Below are 15,903 nucleotides of genomic sequence, written 5' to 3' on the forward strand. Positions count from 1 at the left end.
CCCCCGCGCCCACCGGTCCGCCGCGCCAGCCCTCCGGTCCCACCTCCGGCCTGCTCGACCCCGTGGTCGACGAGGTGGTCGAGGTCCTCGACAGCGCCACCGGCAACGCCGCCGCCCCCGTCACCGGCGCCGTCCGCGACGTCCTCGACCTCACCACCGACGTCCTCGACGACGACGTCGGCCTCCTCGTCCCACCCCGCCCCTGACCCCACACTGGCTGGTCGAGCAGCGAGCCCTGGCGTCGTCCGGCTGACCGGGGAGCGCGCGCTGGCGCGCCGCTAAAACCCGCCGACGACGGTGGATCAACCCTTCCCAGCGCCACTACGACAAGGTACAATCGAATGCATGTTCGATGTGATCCAGGAGCCTGTCACGGGAGTCCTCCATGCCTCGGACATCACTGCCTACCGCGAGCAGCTCACCGCCGCCCTCGAGACCGCGTCCGGCCTGGACGACGTCGAACTGATCGATGCGATCACCGCGCTCGAGGACCTGGTCCGTGTCGCGACCGCAGCCCAGGCCGCAGCCGGTGTGCCGGCGGAGGTCCGCGGCCGCGGGGTCGCCGCGCAGGTCGGGCTCGCCCGCAAGGAGTCCCACCACCGAGGCCAGCGCCACCTCGCCCTGGCGAAGGTCGTGCCGGACGAGATGCCCCACCTGTGGGCCGCCTGGCGACAGGGCAAGGTCACCGAGCACGGCGCCACCCACGCCGCCCGGGAGACCGCCTGCCTGGAGGTCGAGGACCGCCTCGAGGTCGACCGCCTCCTCGCCGCCGACCCCGAGACCCTCGACGCGATGAGCGTGCGGGACATCGCGTCGTTCTGCCGCAACCACGCCGCCCGCCTCGACCCCGCCGCGGTCGTGAAGCGGCGCCGCAAGGCCGAGGAGGAACGCTGCGTGACGATCCGGCCCGCGCCGGACACGATGGTCCACCTCACCGCCCTGCTCCCGGTGAAGGACGGCGTCGCCTGCTACGCAGCCCTGACCAAGACCGCCGGCACCGCCCGCGCCGAGGGCGACGCTCGCACCAAGGGGCAGGTCATGGCGGACACCCTCGTCGACCACGTCCTCGCCGGCCACCACGCCACCACCGGGAACAAGATCGAACTGGGGCTCGTGATGACCGACCGGTCCGTGCTCGGTGACGCCGACGACACCGCCCACATCGACGGGTACGGCCCGATCCCCGCCGAGCTCGGCCGCGAGATCCTCACCGACACCCTTGCCGCCGGCGAGCAGCTGTGGCTGCGTCGGCTCTACACCAGCCCCACCACCGGCGAGCTCGTCGCCATGGACTCCCGAGCCCGCACCTACCCCGCCGGGCTGGCCAAGCTGATCCGGCTCCGCGACCAGGTCTGCCGCACCCCCTGGTGCGACGCACCCATCCGCCACACCGACCACGCCGACGCCGTGGCCGACGGCGGGGAGACGAGCGCCGAGAACGGACAAGGACTCTGCGAGGCCTGCAACCTCGCCAAGGAAGCACCCGGCTGGCACGCCCGACCATCACCAGACGGATCGATCGAGACCACCACCCCCACCGGCCACCGACACCGCACCCGACCACCCGCCCTCGCCACCATCCACGAGGTCGACGCCCCACCCCTCCACCTCGACTACTACGTCCTCGCCACCTGAGCGGCAGCACGACGAACGACCCGGAGCGCGCCTGGGTGCACGCGTGGTGACCGCGAGCATCGACCAGCGGGTAACCGCCGGTCCGGTCGTCCGTTGAGCCGGTGACCGTCGTCACCGACACCCGAGGACCTCCACGTGAGCCACCCGGCCCTCCGCCGCACCCTCCTGGCCGCCGGCCTCCTGGCGACGACCGCCCTCGTCGCCCCGGCCGGCCCCGCGACCGCCACCGACGCGACCGCCACCACCGGCTCGACCATCACGACCAGCGAGCCCGCGACGGCTCGTGCGGTGCCCGTGCCGGACGGCTGGCGGGCGCGCCCGGCGACGCACTCCGGCACGGTGAAGCAGGCCGACCTCGCGATCCCGATGTCCGACGGCACGGTGCTCCGCGGCGACCTCGAGCTGCCGGCCCGCAAGGACGGGACGGCGGCGCGCGGCCGGTTCCCGGTGGTCGTGACGATCACCGCCTACAACAAGAGCGTCATGGGCTCTTCGCTCGGCGAGGACGAGCCGGGCTACCTCGTGCGGCGCGGCTACGCATCGCTGACCGTCGACGCGCGCGGGACGGGCAGCTCGGAGGGCACCTGGGACGCGTTCGGGAAGCGCGAGCAGCTCGACGGCAAGGAGGTCGTCGAGTGGGCGGCGTCGCGGGCGCGGCCCTGGAGCAACGGCAAGGTCGGCATGCGCGGCCCGTCGTACATGGGCATCAACCAGCTCTTCACCGCAGCGCTGAGGCCGAAGGGCCTGAAGGCGATCTTCCCGCAGGTTCCCGCCGGTGACGTCTACCGCGACGTCGTCGCGTCGGGCGGCCAGGTCGACGTCGGCTTCATCCCGCTGTGGATGGGGCTCGTGACCACCACCGGCGTCATCCCGCCCGCGGTCACCGCCACCGACCCGGCGTCCGGCGTGAGGGCGCTGCTCTCCCACGTCTTCGGCGCCGCGACCTTCACCGCGCCGCTGCTGCTCGACGCCGTCCTCGGCGGCGACGCCGCGCACGACGGACCGTTCTACCGGACCCGCTCGCCGCTGGAGGTCGTCGACGACGTCGACGTGCCGACGTTCCTCGTCGGCGGCCAGCAGGACCTCTTCCAGCGCGGCACCCCGCTGTTGTTCGAGGCGCTGCAGGAGCGCGGCGTCCCGACGAAGCTGGTCGTCGGCCCGTGGAACCACCTCGAGGGCTCGATGGGCACCGACATCGACCAGGTCGGCCACGGGACGCTCTCGCAGCTCCAGCTGCGCTGGTTCGACCGCTGGCTCGAGGGCGCACGCACGAGCCGGCTCGGGGCGATCGCCCCGGTCAACGTCTACGAGAACGGCTCGGGCACGTGGCGCACCCAGCGCGAGTGGATCGACCGGGACGCCACCGCCCGCAGCTACCGGCTCTCCGGTGGCGCCACGACCGCGGTGCGCCCGGGCGTGCTGACCACGGGTCCGGCGAGGCCGGGCACCGCCGTCGTCCCGCCGGTGCCGGTCTCCGGTCTCTGCACCCGCTCGGCCAGCCAGTGGACCGCCGGCATCCCCGCCGTGCTCGCCGCCGACCTGCCGTGCTTCCAGGACAACGCGCTCAACGACCGCACCGGCATCGTCTACGAGACCGCGCCGATGACGAAGCCGGTCCGCTTCGCCGGACCGGTCAACGCGCGGCTCTTCGCCTCCACCCCGACCGGCGGCGGGATGCTGTCGGTCTCGATCTCCGACGTCGCCCCGTCCGGCAGGGTCACCCGGCTCAGCGGCGGCTGGCAGCTCATCGCCCAGCGCGCCCTGGACAAGAGGCGCACGCGCTACCTCGACGGTGAGGTCCTGCAGCCCTACCACCCGTTCACGCGCGCGTCCCGCTCCCCGGCGCCCGGCAGGGTCGTGCCGGTGGACGTCGAGGTCTTCCCGACCGCCGCGAAGATCCGCAAGGGCCACCGGCTCCGCATCGCCGTCCAGGCCTTCGACGTCCCGCACCTGCTGCCGGCACTGCCCGACCTGCCCGGCAGCCTCACCCCGATCACGCTGCACACCTCGGCGGAGCACCCCTCCCGCCTGACCATCCCCTTCCTCAGCCGCGGGCGGCGGTGAGCGCGGCTACCGGTCGACCACCTCCAGCAGGCCGAACGGCACGGTCAGCACCCGGTCGCGCACCCGGACGTGGAACCGGGTCCGCCCGCGCTTGAGCACGGTCCCGACCACGCCGTCGTAGCGACCGCCCGCCACGATCCGCGCCCGCTGACCCACCCGCGGCGCCGGCCCGGCCGACCCGGCGCCGGCCGCCGCCGGCTCAGCGCCGGCGAGGATGCGGCGCAGCGCGGCGTCGTACGCCTCGCCCATGGGCACGACGGCGCCCCGGTGCGTCCACGAGATCAGGTGCTCGCGGCTGAACGTCCGCGAGCAGCGGGTGCACGAGCCCGGACGCGCAGGCCGCCGGTGCCGGGTGACGCGGTGGCCGGCCGAGCAGGTGCCGACCCAGTCGCCCTCGATGCTCGGCGCGTCGGGGTCGGAGCAGCGCCGCCCCGAGCAGCCGATGCGAAGAGCGGTGGCCCGCCACACCGCGTCGTGCCCGTGCCGGGGACCGACGAGCGCGTGCGCGACCTCGTGGAGCACCGTGTCGCACACCTCGGCCTCGTCGTGCAGGACGGTCAGCGGCGCGCTGAGCCCGATCTGGCGCTGGTGCGGCCGGCAGATCCCGGCGCGCCGCTTCGCCCGGTCGAACACCACCGTCCAGTCGCCCAGGCCGTGCTCGTCCAGCAGCCTCCGCGCCATCCGCCCCGCCTCGTCCAGGTCCACGGCCGGAACCTTAAGCCGGTCCGCCGACGGTCCGGGCACGCCGCTCCACAGCGCCGCGGACTACGCTCCGCCCGTGCCGATCACTCCCCCGGACCCCGCCCTCGAGACCGCCGCCCGCGAGCGGCTCGCCGGCCTCGCGACCCCCGCCGGCGCGCTGGGGAGGCTCGGCGACCTCGGCGTGCGGCTGAGCGCGATGCTCGGCTCCGTGCCGCCGCCGGCGCTGACCGACGTGCGCCTCGTCGTGCTGGCCGGCGACCACGGTGTCGCTGCCCACGGCGTATCGGCCTACCCGGCCGCGGTGACCCCGGCGATGGTCCGCTCGCTCCTCGCGGGCAGCGCCGGCGTCTCCGCGCTGGCCCGCGCCCACGACGTGCACGTGCGCGTGCTCGACATCGGGGTCGACGACGACCTCGGCGGCGTCCCGGCCGAGGTGGGCGCCCACAAGGTCCGCCGCGGCAGCGGCGCGATCCACCTCGAGGACGCCCTCACCGCCGAGGAGGTACGCCGTGCGCTCGAGGTCGGCCGCACGGTCGCGGCCGAGGAGGTCGCCGCGGGCGCCCAGGTGCTCATCAGCGGCGACCTCGGCATCGGCAACACCACCCCGGCCGCCGCGCTCGTCGCCGCTGCGCTCGGCCTGCCCGCGGAGGAGGTCGTGGGCCGCGGCACCGGTGTCGACGACGCCGGCCTGGCCCGCAAGACCGAGGTGGTGGCCCAGGCGCTGCGCCGCGCCGGCGACCGCGCCGCCGACCCCCTCGAGGCGCTGGCGGCGCTCGCCAGTGCCGACCTCGCCGCGACCACCGGCTTCGTGCTGGCCGCCGCGGAGGCCGGCGTGCCGGTCGTCCTCGACGGGTTGATGTCGGTCGCCTGCGCGCTGACCGCGGTCCGGATCGACCCGGGCGTGGCCGACTGGCTCGTCGCCGGCCACCGCTCGACCGAGCCGGCGCAGTCCCTCGCCCTGGAGAAGCTCGGTCTCGAGCCGCTGCTCGACCTCGACCTGCGCCTCGGCGAGGGCAGCGGCGCCGTGGCCGCCGTCCCGCTGCTCCGCAGCGCGGTGGGCCTGCTGCGCGACGTAGCGCTGCTGAGCGACCTGCTGCCCGGCTGAGGTGGGCCCGCTCCTCGACGCCTGGCGGCTCGCGGTCGGCACGCTGACCGCGGTCCCCGTCGCCCCACCGCGCACGGTCGACGGCCGCACCGCCGGCCGCGCCATGCTGCTCGCCCCGCTGGCCGCCGTGCCGCTCGGCGCGCTCGTCGCGGCCATCGGCCTGCTCGGCCGCGAGCTCGGCCTGACCGGGCTGCTGACCGCGGTCCTGGCGGTCGCGGCGCTCGTCGCCGGCAGCCGCGCCCTCCACCTCGACGGCCTGTCCGACACCGCCGACGGCCTGACCTCCTCCTACGACCGCACCCGGTCGCTCGAGGTCATGCGGTCCGGCACCTCCGGGCCGGCCGGGGTCGCCGCGGTCGTCCTCGTGCTCGGCACCCAGGTCGCCGCGCTGGCCGCCGTGCTCCGCACCGACCGCGGCTGGCTGGTCGCCGGCGTGCTGGTCTGCCTGTCCCGCTGTGCCCTCGCCCTCGGCTGCACCCGCGGTGTCCCGGGCGCCCGCGCCGACGGGCTCGGATCGACCTACGTCGGCTCGGTCCGCCCGCTCGCCACGCTCGCGCTCCAGCTCGCCACCACAGCCGTGGCGTACGTCGTCGCCGGCCCGGCCGGGGTCATCGCGGTCCTCGCCGCCACCGCGGTCGTCGTGCTGCTCCTCCGCAGGGCGGTCACGCGGCTCGGCGGCGTCACCGGCGACATCCTCGGCGCGTCCGTCGAGCTCGCCCTCGCCACCCTGCTCGTCGTCGCCTCCGCGTGAGGGACGCAGCCGGTCTCACAGCGGGTCGGGCAGCACCAGCACCCGCCCGGCCACGACCAGGTGCACCTCGTCGCACGCCGCGCCGAGTCGCTGGTTGACCGTCCCGAGCAGGTCGCGGAAGAGCCGCCCCGACCGGTGGGCCGGCACGACGCCGAGCCCCACCTCGTTGGTCACCAGCACCACCGGCCCTCGAGCGACACCCAGCGCGGCCACCACCGGCTCGACCGCACCGAGCACCACACCGTGCACCTCGTCGGCCGGCGCCTCCCAGAGCCCGGCCTCGTCGACCAGCGCGGTCAGCCAGGTGCCGACGCAGTCCACGAGGACGGCCCCGGCAGCACCCGCGAGGGCCGCCGCCAGGTCGGCGGTCTCGACGGTCGTCCACGACGCCGGCCGGCGCGCCCGGTGCGCGGCGACGCGGGCGGCCCAGTCGGCGTCGTCGGCCGACGGCGACGGCCCGGGCGCGACGTACGCGACGGCCGGCCGGTCGGCCAGCAGCCGCTCGGCGTGCGTCGACTTTCCCGACCGCACGCCACCGGTCACCAACACCCTCGACGCCTCCACGTGACAAGCCTAGCCAGCCGATGATCGGGCGCCCGACCTCTTGCTAGGACGTCCAACCAAATGGCAGAGTGCCGTTCATGAGCACCTCGCCGAGCACACCAGGCCTGGACGCGGAGGAGCGTCGCGCGATCGTCGAGGCGGTCCGCGACTTCACCGAGGCCCGGATCGCCCCGAAGGCCGTGGAGTGGGATCAGGCGCACCACTTCCCCGTCGACGTGCTGGCCGAGGCCGGCGGGCTCGGCCTCGGCGCGATCTACGCGAAGGAGGACGTCGGCGGCTCCGGCCTCGGCCGCAGCGAGGCCGTGCTCATCTTCGAGCAGCTCTCCCGCGGCGACGTCGCGGTGGCGGCGTACATCTCCATCCACAACATGGCCGTCTGGATGATCGACACGTTCGGCACCGACGAGCAGCGCTCCCGCTGGGTGCCGCACCTGGCCGGCATGGAGAACCTCGCGAGCTACTGCCTGACCGAGCCCGACGCCGGCTCGGACGCCGGCAACCTGCGCACCACCGCGCGCCGCGAAGGCGACGAGTGGGTGCTGTCCGGCACCAAGCAGTTCATCTCCGGCGCGGGCGCCTCGAGCGTGTACGTCGTCATGGCCCGCACCGGCGGCGCCGGCCCCAAGGGCATCAGCGCGTTCATCGTCCCGGCGGAGTCCGAGGGCCTCTCCTTCGGCGCTGTGGAGCAGAAGATGGGCTGGCACGCCCAGCCCACCCGCCAGGTCGTCATGGACGGCGTCCGGGTCCCCGCCGAGAACCTCCTCGGCGAGGAGGGCCAGGGCTTCTCCATCGCGATGCGCGGCCTCAACGGCGGCCGGCTCAACATCGCCGCGTGCTCGCTCGGCGGCGCCCAGTGGGCCGTCGACCGCGCGGCCGAGCACCTCCGGACCCGGCAGGCCTTCGGCGGCCCGCTGACCGACCAGCAGGGCCTGGTGTTCGCGCTCGCCGACGCCCACATCGAGCTCCAGGCCGCGCGCACGATGCTGCACGACGCCGCGGCCCGCCTCGACGCCGGCGACCCGGACGCCGCGGTCGTCGTGGCCGGCGCCAAGCGCTTCGTCACCGACGCCGGCTGGAAGGCCGCCAACACCGCCCTGCAGCTGCACGGCGGCTACGGCTACCTTGCCGAGTACGGCATCGAGAAGGTCGTCCGCGACCTCCGTGTCCACCAGATCCTCGAAGGGACCAACGAGATCATGCGAGTCATCGTGGGCCGCGCGCTCACCCAGGGAGCGGCATGACCGACCAGCAGGTGGGCGCGCAGGAGCCCGAGGTCGTCGTCTCCACCGCCGGGCACCTCGGCCGGCTCGAGCTCAACCGGCCGCGCGCGATCAACGCGCTCAACCACACCATGGTCGGGCTGCTCCAGGACGCGCTCGCCGCCTGGCGCGACGACGACGCCGTCCGCACCGTGCTCCTCACCGGGCGCGGCGAGCGCGGCCTGTGCGCCGGTGGCGACATCGTGTCGATCTGGAAGGACGCGAAGGCCGGCACCCACGAGTCCGCGCGCTTCTGGTCCGACGAGTACGTCCTGAACCACGCGATCAAGACCTACCCCAAGCCGTACGTCGCCGTGATGGACGGCATCGTGCTCGGCGGCGGCATCGGGGTCTCGGCGCACGCGAGCCACCGCGTCGTCACCGAGCGCTCCTCCCTCGGCATGCCCGAGACCGGCATCGGCTTCGTGCCCGACGTCGGCGGCACCTGGCTGCTCTCCCACGCCCCCGGCGAGCTCGGCACCCACCTCGGCCTGACCGCCGGCTCGGTCGGTCCCGGTGACGCGATCGCGCTCGGCCTGGCCGACCACTACGTCCCGTCCGACCGCCTCGACGAGCTGGCCCGCCGGCTCGCCGACGAGGACCCGGACGCCGTGCTGGCCGACCTCGCCGAGGCCGCCCCCGAGGCACCGCTGCTCGCCCAGCGCGACTGGATCGACGAGTGCTACGCCGGCGACGACGCGGCCGCGGTCCTGGCGCGGCTGCGCGAGCACCGCTCCCCCGAGGCCCAGCAGGCCGCGGAGACGCTCGCCAGGCGCTCGCCGTTCGCCGTCACCACCACCCTCCGCGCCCTGCGCGAGGCGGCCGGCCTGGCCGACCTCGGCGAGGCGCTCGCGATGGAGCTGCGGCTGACGGTGCGCTTCCTCGACGTGCCCGACTTCGTCGAGGGCGTCCGCGCCCAGGTCATCGACAAGGACCGCAACCCGCAGTGGCAGCCGGCCTCGCTCGACGAGGTCGACCCCGCCGCCGTCGCCGCCCTCTTCGAGCCGCTGCCCACCGGCGAGCTCGAGCTCCCCACCACCTCCGGAGGACCCGCATGAGCACCACCTCGGACCAGGTCGCCTTCATCGGCCTGGGCAACATGGGCGGCCCGATGGCCGCCAACCTCGTGAAGGCCGGTCGCACCGTCACCGGCTTCGACGTGGGCCAGGAGGCCTGCGACAAGGCCCGCGAGGCCGGCATCGACGTCAAGGGCTCGGCCGCCGAGGCGGTCCAGGGCGCCGGCGCCGTCATCACCATGCTCCCCAACGGCGCCCTCCTGCTGTCGGTGTACGACGAGGTCCTGGCCGCCGCCGCGCCCGGCACGCTCTTCGTCGACTGCTCGACCGTCGCCGTCTCCGACGCCCGCCAGGCCGCCGACCTCGCCGTCGCCGCGGGCCACCGCGCCGCGGACGCCCCGGTCTCCGGCGGCGTCGGTGGCGCGGAGGCCGGCACGCTCACGTTCATGCTCGGCTGCGACGACGCGCTCGTCGAGCAGGCCACCGCGCTGCTCGACCCGATGGCCGGCCGCGTCGTCCACTGCGGCGCCTCGGGCGCCGGCCAGGCCGCGAAGATCTGCAACAACATGGTGCTCGGCGCCTCGATGATCGCGATCTCCGAGGCGTTCGTGCTCGGCGAGAAGCTCGGCCTGACGCACCAGGCGTTCTTCGACGTCGCCTCCACCGCCTCGGGGCAGTGCTGGGCGCTGACCACCAACTGCCCGGTCCCCGGCCCGGTGCCGACCAGCCCGGCCAACCGCGACTGGAAGCCCGGCTTCGCCGGCGCGCTCATGGCCAAGGACCTCGGCCTGGCCCGCCGCGCGGTCGAGGAGTCCGGCACCGACGCCGCCGTCGGCACCCTCGCCGAGGAGCTCTACCGTCGGTTCGCGGACGAGGGCGGCGCCGGCCTCGACTTCTCCGCCATCGTCAACACCATCCGGGAGCGCTCGGCCGCCACGGCCGAGTGACCCGACCAGACCCGCAGCCGAACCCGAGGAGCCCCATGTCGTCGTACGAGACCATCCAGGTGACCCGCGAGGGCCGCGTCGGGACGATCACCCTCGACCGTCCCAAGGCGCTCAACGCGCTCAACGCGCAGCTGATGACCGAGGTCGTCGCGGCCGCCGAGGAGCTCGACGCCGACCGTGGCATCGGCGCGATCGTCGTCACCGGCTCCGAGCGGGCCTTCGCCGCCGGGGCGGACATCAAGGAGATGGCCGAGCAGTCGTACGCCGACATGGCGCTCGGCGACTGGTTCGCCGCGTGGGACCGCTTCGCGACGCTCCGCACGCCGGTCATCGCGGGCGTCTCCGGCCACGCGCTGGGCGGCGGCTGCGAGCTGGCGATGATGTGCGACATCATCATCGCCGCCGAGTCGGCCCGCTTCGGCCAGCCGGAGATCAACCTCGGCGTCTTCCCGGGCATCGGCGGCACCCAGCGGCTGACCCGCGCGGTCGGCAAGGCCGTCGCGATGGACCTCATCCTCACCGGGCGCACGATGACCGCCCAGGAGGCGCTCGCCGTCGGCCTGGTCTCGCGCGTCGTGCCGACCGAGGAGCTGCTCACGCAGGTCGCCGAGGTCGCGGCAACCATCGCCGAGAAGTCGCTGCCGGTCCTCTACGCCACCAAGGAGGCCGTCAACCGCGCCTTCGAGACCACGCTCGCCGAGGGCGTGAAGTTCGAGCGTCGCACCTTCCACGCGGCGTTCGCGCTCGAGGACCGCACCGAGGGCATGGGCGCGTTCGTGGAGAAGCGGAAGGCCGAGTTCAAGCACCGCTGACGTCGGCGCGCAGGTACGCCGCCACCGCGGCGGCGACCTGCGGTCCGTGCGTCAGCGGCACCATGTGGGCGCCGACCGGCAGCGTCTCCACCCGGGACCCTGCCGGCCCGGCCGCCGCGACCCGCTCCGCCCAGTCGAGCGGGCAGATCCGGTCGTGCCGCCCGCGCAGGACGAGCACCGGGCAGCGCACCGCCGCGAGCGTCTCGTGCACGTCGTCGTGCCGCGCGGCCTCCATCGTGCGTACGCCGTGGAGCGGGCCGGTCCGCGCGTAGCTCCACGCCAGCACCGGCAGCTGCCCGGGCCGCTCGTGCGCCGCGGTGCGCAGCCACCGCCCGACGAGCGCGGGCCACGAGCGGGCCCGCGGGTCGGTGCTCGGCCCGACCAGGACGAGCCCGACGACCCGGTCCGCGGCGGCGGCCGCGGCATGGGCCACGACCTGGGCGCCGGCGGAGTGCCCGAGCAGCACGACCGGCCGGTCGTCCGGCGACAACCGCTCGACGAGCCGGCGGCCGAGCGCTGCGGGGTCGAGCCGGTCGGCACGGGTCGGCCGTTCGCCGAAGCCGGGCAGCAGGACGGTGCGCGACCGCCGTCCCGGCAGCGCGGCGTACGTGGTGTCCCAGGCGGTCGGGCGCAGGCCGAGACCCGGCACGGCGACCAGCGTCGGACCCGCCTCAGGGAGCGAAGTCACCGCGCCCCGCGCGGAACCGTCCCAGGACGTCCACCAGCACGGCCACGTCGTCGGACGACAGCCCGATCGCCTCGAACACCTCGGCGTTGAGCACCGCCGTCGCCTCCTCGACCAGCCGCGAGCCGGACGCGGTCAGCACCAGCACCGCGGACCGGCCGTCGTCGGGGTTGGCCACCCGCTCGACGTGCCCGTCCTCCGCGAGCCGGGCCGCCAGGCTGGTCAGCGACGTCGGGTGCACCTGGAGGCGCTGCCCGGCGCGGCGCATCGTCATCCGCTGCTCGGAGGCGAACGACAGCAGCCGCAGCAGCTCGAACCGCGCGAACGTCAGCCCGAACGGCCGCAGCAGCGCGTCGATCTGGGTCAGCAGCAGCTGCTGCGCCCGCATGACGGAGGTGACCGCGGCCATCCCCGGCGCGGCGTCCGCCCACCCGTGCGCCACCCACTGGCGGCGGGCCTCGGCGATCGGGTCGCGGCCGGGCGTGGGTGGGCTGCTCATCGCCCCGGAGCCTAGAACAGGTCGGCGGCCCGCGTGGTCACCTCGGCGCCGCCGTCGACGTAGAGCACCTGCCCCGTGACGTGGGTGTTGTCCGCCGACACCAGGAACGCCAGCACCTTCGCCACCGCCTCGGGCGGCGCGTAGCCGTTCAGCGGCATCGGCACCGCGGCGTCCATCAGCTCGCGCATCACGGGGTCCTCGAAGAGGCCGGTGGTCATCCGGGTCAGCACCACGCCCGGCGCGACGACGTTCAGCGCGATGCCGGCGTCCGCCCACCCGGGCGCGACCGACGTGCGCCGCGCCCACTCCGCGAGCGCCGCCTTGGTCGCGGGGTAGATGGAGTGCGGGCGGCCGCCCTCGGTCAGCTCGCTCGCGCGGGCGACGCCCGTCGCCTCGTCACCGTCGAGGCAGGCGCGCCGGACCTGGTCGTCGTTGCCCATCGTCCCCGAGATCGACCCGATCACCGCGACCCGGGGGGCGTCGGAGGCGGCGAGCGGCGGCTGCAGCGCCTCGGCCACCTCGACGGTCCCGAAGTAGTTGATGCGCACCATCAGGGGGCTCGGCTCGGCCACCCCGGCGCACGTGACCAGCGCGTCGACGCGGTCACCCGCCAGCTCGCGCACCCCGACGACGGCGGCCGCACGCCCCTCCGGCGTCGAGAGGTCGGCGACGACCTCGGCGTCGCGCAGGTCGACGCCGATGACCTCCTCGCCGCGGGCCCGGAGCTGCTCGGCCAGCGCGTGGCCGATGCCTGCGGCGCTGCCGGTGATGACGGTACGACGGGGCACGGCGCCTCCTGGTCTCGTGGGACGCGGCGGACGCTAGCAGCGCGGCGACGCGGGCGTGCCCGCTCCGCCGACCCACCGGGACCTGTGTCCTCCCAGTGGTTGAGCCCACCCCTTCGGGTCTATTGGCGAGTCGGTGGTTTCGCCCCGGCGGACCCGGGTAGGGAGGGGTCATGACGACGAGTGCTGTGCCCCTAGGACGCCGACCGAAGGACCTCCGTCGCAAGGCCGAGACCGCCCGTCTGTTCGCGGAGGCGGCCGCCACCGACAACGAGATCGAGCGCGAGCGCCTCCACGAGGAGATCGTCCTCCTCAACATCGAGGTCGCCCGCACCCTCGCGTCCCGGTTCCGCAACCGCGGTGTCCCGCTCGAGGACCTCGAGCAGGTCGCCCTCCTCACCCTCGTGCGCATCGTCCCGAAGTTCGACGCCAGCAAGGACCGCGACTTCCTCGCGTACGCCGTGCCGTCGATCCGCGGTGACCTGAAGCGCTACTTCCGCGACTTCGGCTGGATGGTCCGTCCGCCGCGCCGGGTCCAGGAGATCCAGTCGGAGGTCGTCGCCGCGCACCAGCGCGCCCGCGAGTCCGGCGAGCCGGCCTCGGCGGAGAAGATCGCCGAGCAGCTCGACCTGAAGCCCTCCGAGGTGCGGGCCGCACTCATGGCCGACGGCTGCTTCCAGCCGCTCTCCCTCGACGTGCCGGTCTCCCCCGACCACGGCCGTGGCTCGCTGGGCGACACCCTCAGCGACGACGACCCGAGCGGTGAGCGCGCGGCCGAGGCGCGGGCGATGCTGACCCCGCTCATGCGCGAGCTCAGCGAGCGCGACCGCCGCATCCTCCACCTGCGCTTCGCCGAGGACTGCACCCAGCAGGAGATCGCCGACCAGCTCGGCGTCACCCAGATGCAGGTCTCGCGCCTGCTCAGCCGGATCCTCGGCACGCTGCGCGAGGGCATCGGCGAGCTGGAGCCCACCGGCGTCTGACCCCGGCCCACCCACGCACGACGGCCCGTCACTCCTCCGGGAGTGACGGGCCGTGCTGCGTGGGGACGGGTTCGACCGGCTAGGCCGAGAGCGTCATGGTGTCGAAGCGCCCGGCGGTGCCGGTCAGCTCCACCACCCGGGCGACCGCCGCACTGAGGGCCGCCACGCCGAAGGTCCCGCCGGAGGCGGCCACCTCCTGCTGGCAGGCAAGGAGTGCGGAGAGTCCCGTGCAGTCGATGAAGGTCACTCCCTCGAGGTCGATCACGACGGAGCTGCAGCCGTCCGCGGAGTGGCGCGCGACAGCACCTCGGAGGCCGGACGCCGAGAGGACGTCCAGCTCGCCGGTGACGACGACGCGCAGCTGAGGCGGATCAGCCACGGTGTTCAGTGAGAAGTGCAAGAGACCGACAATCCGGGCCGAGAGGTCCTGGTGGATGGCACCGGAAGCTCCGGGCACGTCATCGACGCTACGCCGCATCGGTGTCCACGTCACCATCTCGAGGCGAACAATCGGCGCGCCACCCCACGGGGTGAGGCGGGCGCGTCACCCGCGCTGCTCGGTTTGCGACCCGCCCGAACCGGGCAGAGAGCCCTCGGCAGCCCGCGTCCCGGGGGCGGGTTGCCACTCGGGATCCGCGTCCGGACGTTGAAATGCCAGGACGCGACCTCTGGGGGGCATCGATCGCGACCTGGCACCCAAATGGTGGCACAACCGGAGTTCGCCGCGGCAGTTGGTCGAGACCACCGGCGTGTCGCTCAGAGGCGGTTCGTCCCTACGTTGAACGCCGGGCACGTCGCCTCTCGCTCGAACGACGTGGACCAGGACCGGTAGGTCGCCGTGATCCTCACGTCGAACGTCATCCGCGCGAGGGCGTAGCTCTGCTCGATGTAGACGCTCCCGGTCTTCCCGTTGAGCCTCGCCGACGACGTCCCGTTCCGGCTCACCTCGACGCTGTACGTCACCGGGACGTCGAGCTGGCCGGCATCAGTGACGCCGGTGATGGCCACTGTCGCGGTGCTCTTGTCGAGGAAACGCGAGTCGCACGTGATCGAGCCGGAGATGGCCGTCACCGGCGCCATCCGCGCGGCCGCGACCGCCGTACCGCCGGGCTTGACCTGCCCGTTGAAGACCGCCTGGGCGACCTGCGGGACGGCCAGGAAGCACAGCACCACGAGCACGAGCGACACGGCTCGACGCCAGGTGTCGGTGCTGCGGACCATCGGTGCTCTCCTGTGCTGTGGGGGTGTCGTGCGGGGTGTTCTCGGGGGTATGGACAGAAGTCTGCCGACACGGGCTCAAGGGGCCCGAGCCGGAACCTCAAGAAAGGCGCAAGGTCTGGCAGACTCGGCGTCGTGGACGGTTCGGGTTCGGGTCAGGAGCGCACGGCGCTGGTCGTCGAGGACGACGAGGACATCCGCGCGCTCATCGAGTTCACGTTGCAGACCCAGGGATTCGACGTCACGGCCGTCGACTCGGGGCTGGCCGGCGTCGAGGCGGTGCACTCCCTCGACCCCGACCTGATCACCCTCGACCTCGGCCTGCCGGGCATCGACGGGATCGAGACCTGCCGGCGGATCCGGGAGACCAGCGACGCCTACGTCGTCATGATCACCGCCCGCGACGACGAGATCGACCGGCTGATCGGGCTCGAGACCGGCGCGGACGACTTCCTCTCCAAGCCGTTCAGCGTCCGCGAGCTGAAGGCCCGGGTGAACGCCCTGTTCCGGCGTCCGCGCCGCGGTCCGGCGCTGTCGGTGGCGCCGACCAGCTCCGGCGAGCCCGAGCACGAGGTGCTCGAGCACGGGCCGCTGAAGGTCGACGTCGACGGCCGGCGCGCGTTCCGGGACGCGGATGAGCTCTCGCTCACCCGGACCGAGTTCGACCTGCTCACCGAGCTGATGCGCACCCCGGCGCGGGTGTGGACCCGCGAGGCGCTGCTCCGCTCGGTGTGGGGCACCGACTGGGCGACCGACACCCACCTGGTGGAGGTGCACGTCGGCAACCTGCGCCGCAAGCTCGGCGAGTCCCGCGAGGGACCCAAGTTCGTGCGGACCGTGCGGGGCGTGGGCTACCGCATGGAGTCGCTGTAGCCCCG

The 15,903-nt window shown here is 74.3% G+C and carries 18 protein-coding genes; 11 read left to right on the forward strand and 7 right to left on the reverse strand.

Going from position 1 to position 15,903, the window contains the following annotated elements; genetic code table 11:
* The 3 genes from G6553_RS12310 to G6553_RS12320 all read left to right on the forward strand — a co-directional run.
* Positions 1–206, forward strand: a 206-nt coding sequence (locus tag G6553_RS12310; protein WP_166193073.1) for a hypothetical protein, incomplete at its 5' end; no start/stop codon positions are given.
* A 139-nt stretch (positions 207–345) separates the two neighbouring features.
* A complete protein-coding gene (locus tag G6553_RS12315; RefSeq protein WP_166193076.1) occupies positions 346–1,635 on the forward strand; it encodes an HNH endonuclease signature motif containing protein in 1,290 nt (429 codons plus the stop codon).
* 135 nt (positions 1,636–1,770) lie between these two features.
* Complete coding sequence (locus G6553_RS12320) at positions 1,771–3,699, forward strand: CocE/NonD family hydrolase (RefSeq protein ID WP_166193079.1); 1,929 nt, start codon at positions 1,771–1,773, stop codon at positions 3,697–3,699.
* A 6-nt stretch (positions 3,700–3,705) separates the two neighbouring features.
* Here the strand turns inward: G6553_RS12320 and G6553_RS12325 are convergent, their stop codons facing one another.
* On the reverse strand, positions 3,706–4,404 hold the full coding sequence (locus tag G6553_RS12325) for a SprT-like domain-containing protein (RefSeq protein ID WP_166193082.1): 699 nt from the start codon (positions 4,402–4,404) through the stop codon (positions 3,706–3,708).
* Positions 4,405–4,477: 73 nt separating this feature from the next.
* Between G6553_RS12325 and cobT the strand changes: the two genes are divergently transcribed.
* Positions 4,478–5,506, forward strand: a complete 1,029-nt coding sequence (gene cobT / locus G6553_RS12330) for a nicotinate-nucleotide--dimethylbenzimidazole phosphoribosyltransferase (protein ID WP_166193085.1) — start codon at positions 4,478–4,480, stop codon at positions 5,504–5,506.
* Between the two features lies 1 nt (position 5,507).
* Positions 5,508–6,257, forward strand: coding sequence for an adenosylcobinamide-GDP ribazoletransferase (locus G6553_RS12335; RefSeq protein ID WP_166193088.1), 750 nt, complete (start codon positions 5,508–5,510; stop codon positions 6,255–6,257).
* Positions 6,258–6,272: 15 nt separating this feature from the next.
* On the opposite strand, the gene G6553_RS12340 is transcribed toward G6553_RS12335, so the two are convergent.
* The gene (locus G6553_RS12340) at positions 6,273–6,821 is read right to left on the reverse strand and encodes a bifunctional adenosylcobinamide kinase/adenosylcobinamide-phosphate guanylyltransferase (protein WP_347565684.1); all 549 of its coding nucleotides are present in this window, start codon (positions 6,819–6,821) and stop codon (positions 6,273–6,275) included.
* 77 nt (positions 6,822–6,898) lie between these two features.
* Between G6553_RS12340 and G6553_RS12345 the strand changes: the two genes are divergently transcribed.
* Genes G6553_RS12345 through G6553_RS12360 form a run of 4 tightly spaced genes read left to right on the forward strand, consistent with a single transcriptional unit; the run spans position 6,899 to position 10,855 of the window.
* Positions 6,899–8,062 carry an acyl-CoA dehydrogenase family protein gene (locus G6553_RS12345; RefSeq protein ID WP_166193091.1) on the forward strand — a complete coding sequence of 388 codons (1,164 nt, stop codon included), beginning with the start codon at positions 6,899–6,901 and terminating at the stop codon, positions 8,060–8,062.
* Positions 8,059–9,138: an enoyl-CoA hydratase/isomerase family protein gene (locus tag G6553_RS12350; RefSeq protein ID WP_207619699.1), complete on the forward strand. Its 1,080-nt coding sequence runs from the start codon at positions 8,059–8,061 to the stop codon at positions 9,136–9,138. Before G6553_RS12345 ends, G6553_RS12350 begins: the two co-directional genes overlap by 4 nt.
* A complete protein-coding gene (gene mmsB, locus G6553_RS12355) occupies positions 9,135–10,043 on the forward strand; it encodes a 3-hydroxyisobutyrate dehydrogenase (protein ID WP_166193094.1) in 909 nt (302 codons plus the stop codon). The genes G6553_RS12350 and mmsB overlap by 4 nt, the downstream gene beginning before the upstream one ends.
* Positions 10,044–10,078: 35 nt before the next feature.
* Positions 10,079–10,855 (forward strand): enoyl-CoA hydratase, encoded by a 777-nt coding sequence (locus G6553_RS12360; protein ID WP_166193097.1) that lies wholly within the window; start codon positions 10,079–10,081, stop codon positions 10,853–10,855.
* On the opposite strand, the gene G6553_RS12365 is transcribed toward G6553_RS12360, so the two are convergent.
* From G6553_RS12365 to G6553_RS12375, 3 genes are read right to left on the reverse strand one after another with little or no spacing between them, the layout of a single operon-like run.
* On the reverse strand, positions 10,842–11,543 hold the full coding sequence (locus G6553_RS12365) for an alpha/beta hydrolase (protein ID WP_166193100.1): 702 nt from the start codon (positions 11,541–11,543) through the stop codon (positions 10,842–10,844). The genes G6553_RS12360 and G6553_RS12365 overlap by 14 nt on opposite strands.
* The gene (locus tag G6553_RS12370) at positions 11,527–12,039 is read right to left on the reverse strand and encodes a MarR family transcriptional regulator (RefSeq protein ID WP_166193103.1); all 513 of its coding nucleotides are present in this window, start codon (positions 12,037–12,039) and stop codon (positions 11,527–11,529) included. Before G6553_RS12370 ends, G6553_RS12365 begins: the two co-directional genes overlap by 17 nt.
* 11 nt (positions 12,040–12,050) lie before the next feature.
* On the reverse strand, positions 12,051–12,827 hold the full coding sequence (locus G6553_RS12375) for an SDR family oxidoreductase (protein ID WP_166193106.1): 777 nt from the start codon (positions 12,825–12,827) through the stop codon (positions 12,051–12,053).
* Positions 12,828–12,997: 170 nt separating this feature from the next.
* Between G6553_RS12375 and G6553_RS12380 the strand changes: the two genes are divergently transcribed.
* Positions 12,998–13,807 (forward strand): sigma-70 family RNA polymerase sigma factor, encoded by an 810-nt coding sequence (locus G6553_RS12380; protein ID WP_166193109.1) that lies wholly within the window; start codon positions 12,998–13,000, stop codon positions 13,805–13,807.
* Positions 13,808–13,886: 79 nt separating this feature from the next.
* Here the strand turns inward: G6553_RS12380 and G6553_RS12385 are convergent, their stop codons facing one another.
* Positions 13,887–14,186 carry an STAS domain-containing protein gene (locus G6553_RS12385; protein WP_166193112.1) on the reverse strand — a complete coding sequence of 100 codons (300 nt, stop codon included), beginning with the start codon at positions 14,184–14,186 and terminating at the stop codon, positions 13,887–13,889.
* 377 nt (positions 14,187–14,563) lie between these two features.
* Positions 14,564–15,028, reverse strand: coding sequence for a hypothetical protein (locus tag G6553_RS21215; protein ID WP_166193115.1), 465 nt, complete (start codon positions 15,026–15,028; stop codon positions 14,564–14,566).
* Between the two features lie 132 nt (positions 15,029–15,160).
* Between G6553_RS21215 and G6553_RS21220 the strand changes: the two genes are divergently transcribed.
* A complete protein-coding gene (locus G6553_RS21220; protein WP_347565685.1) occupies positions 15,161–15,898 on the forward strand; it encodes a response regulator transcription factor in 738 nt (245 codons plus the stop codon).
* Positions 15,899–15,903 lie beyond the last annotated feature (5 nt).

Source organism: Nocardioides sp. IC4_145 (assembly GCF_011250565.1).
Classification (GTDB): domain Bacteria; phylum Actinomycetota; class Actinomycetes; order Propionibacteriales; family Nocardioidaceae; genus Nocardioides.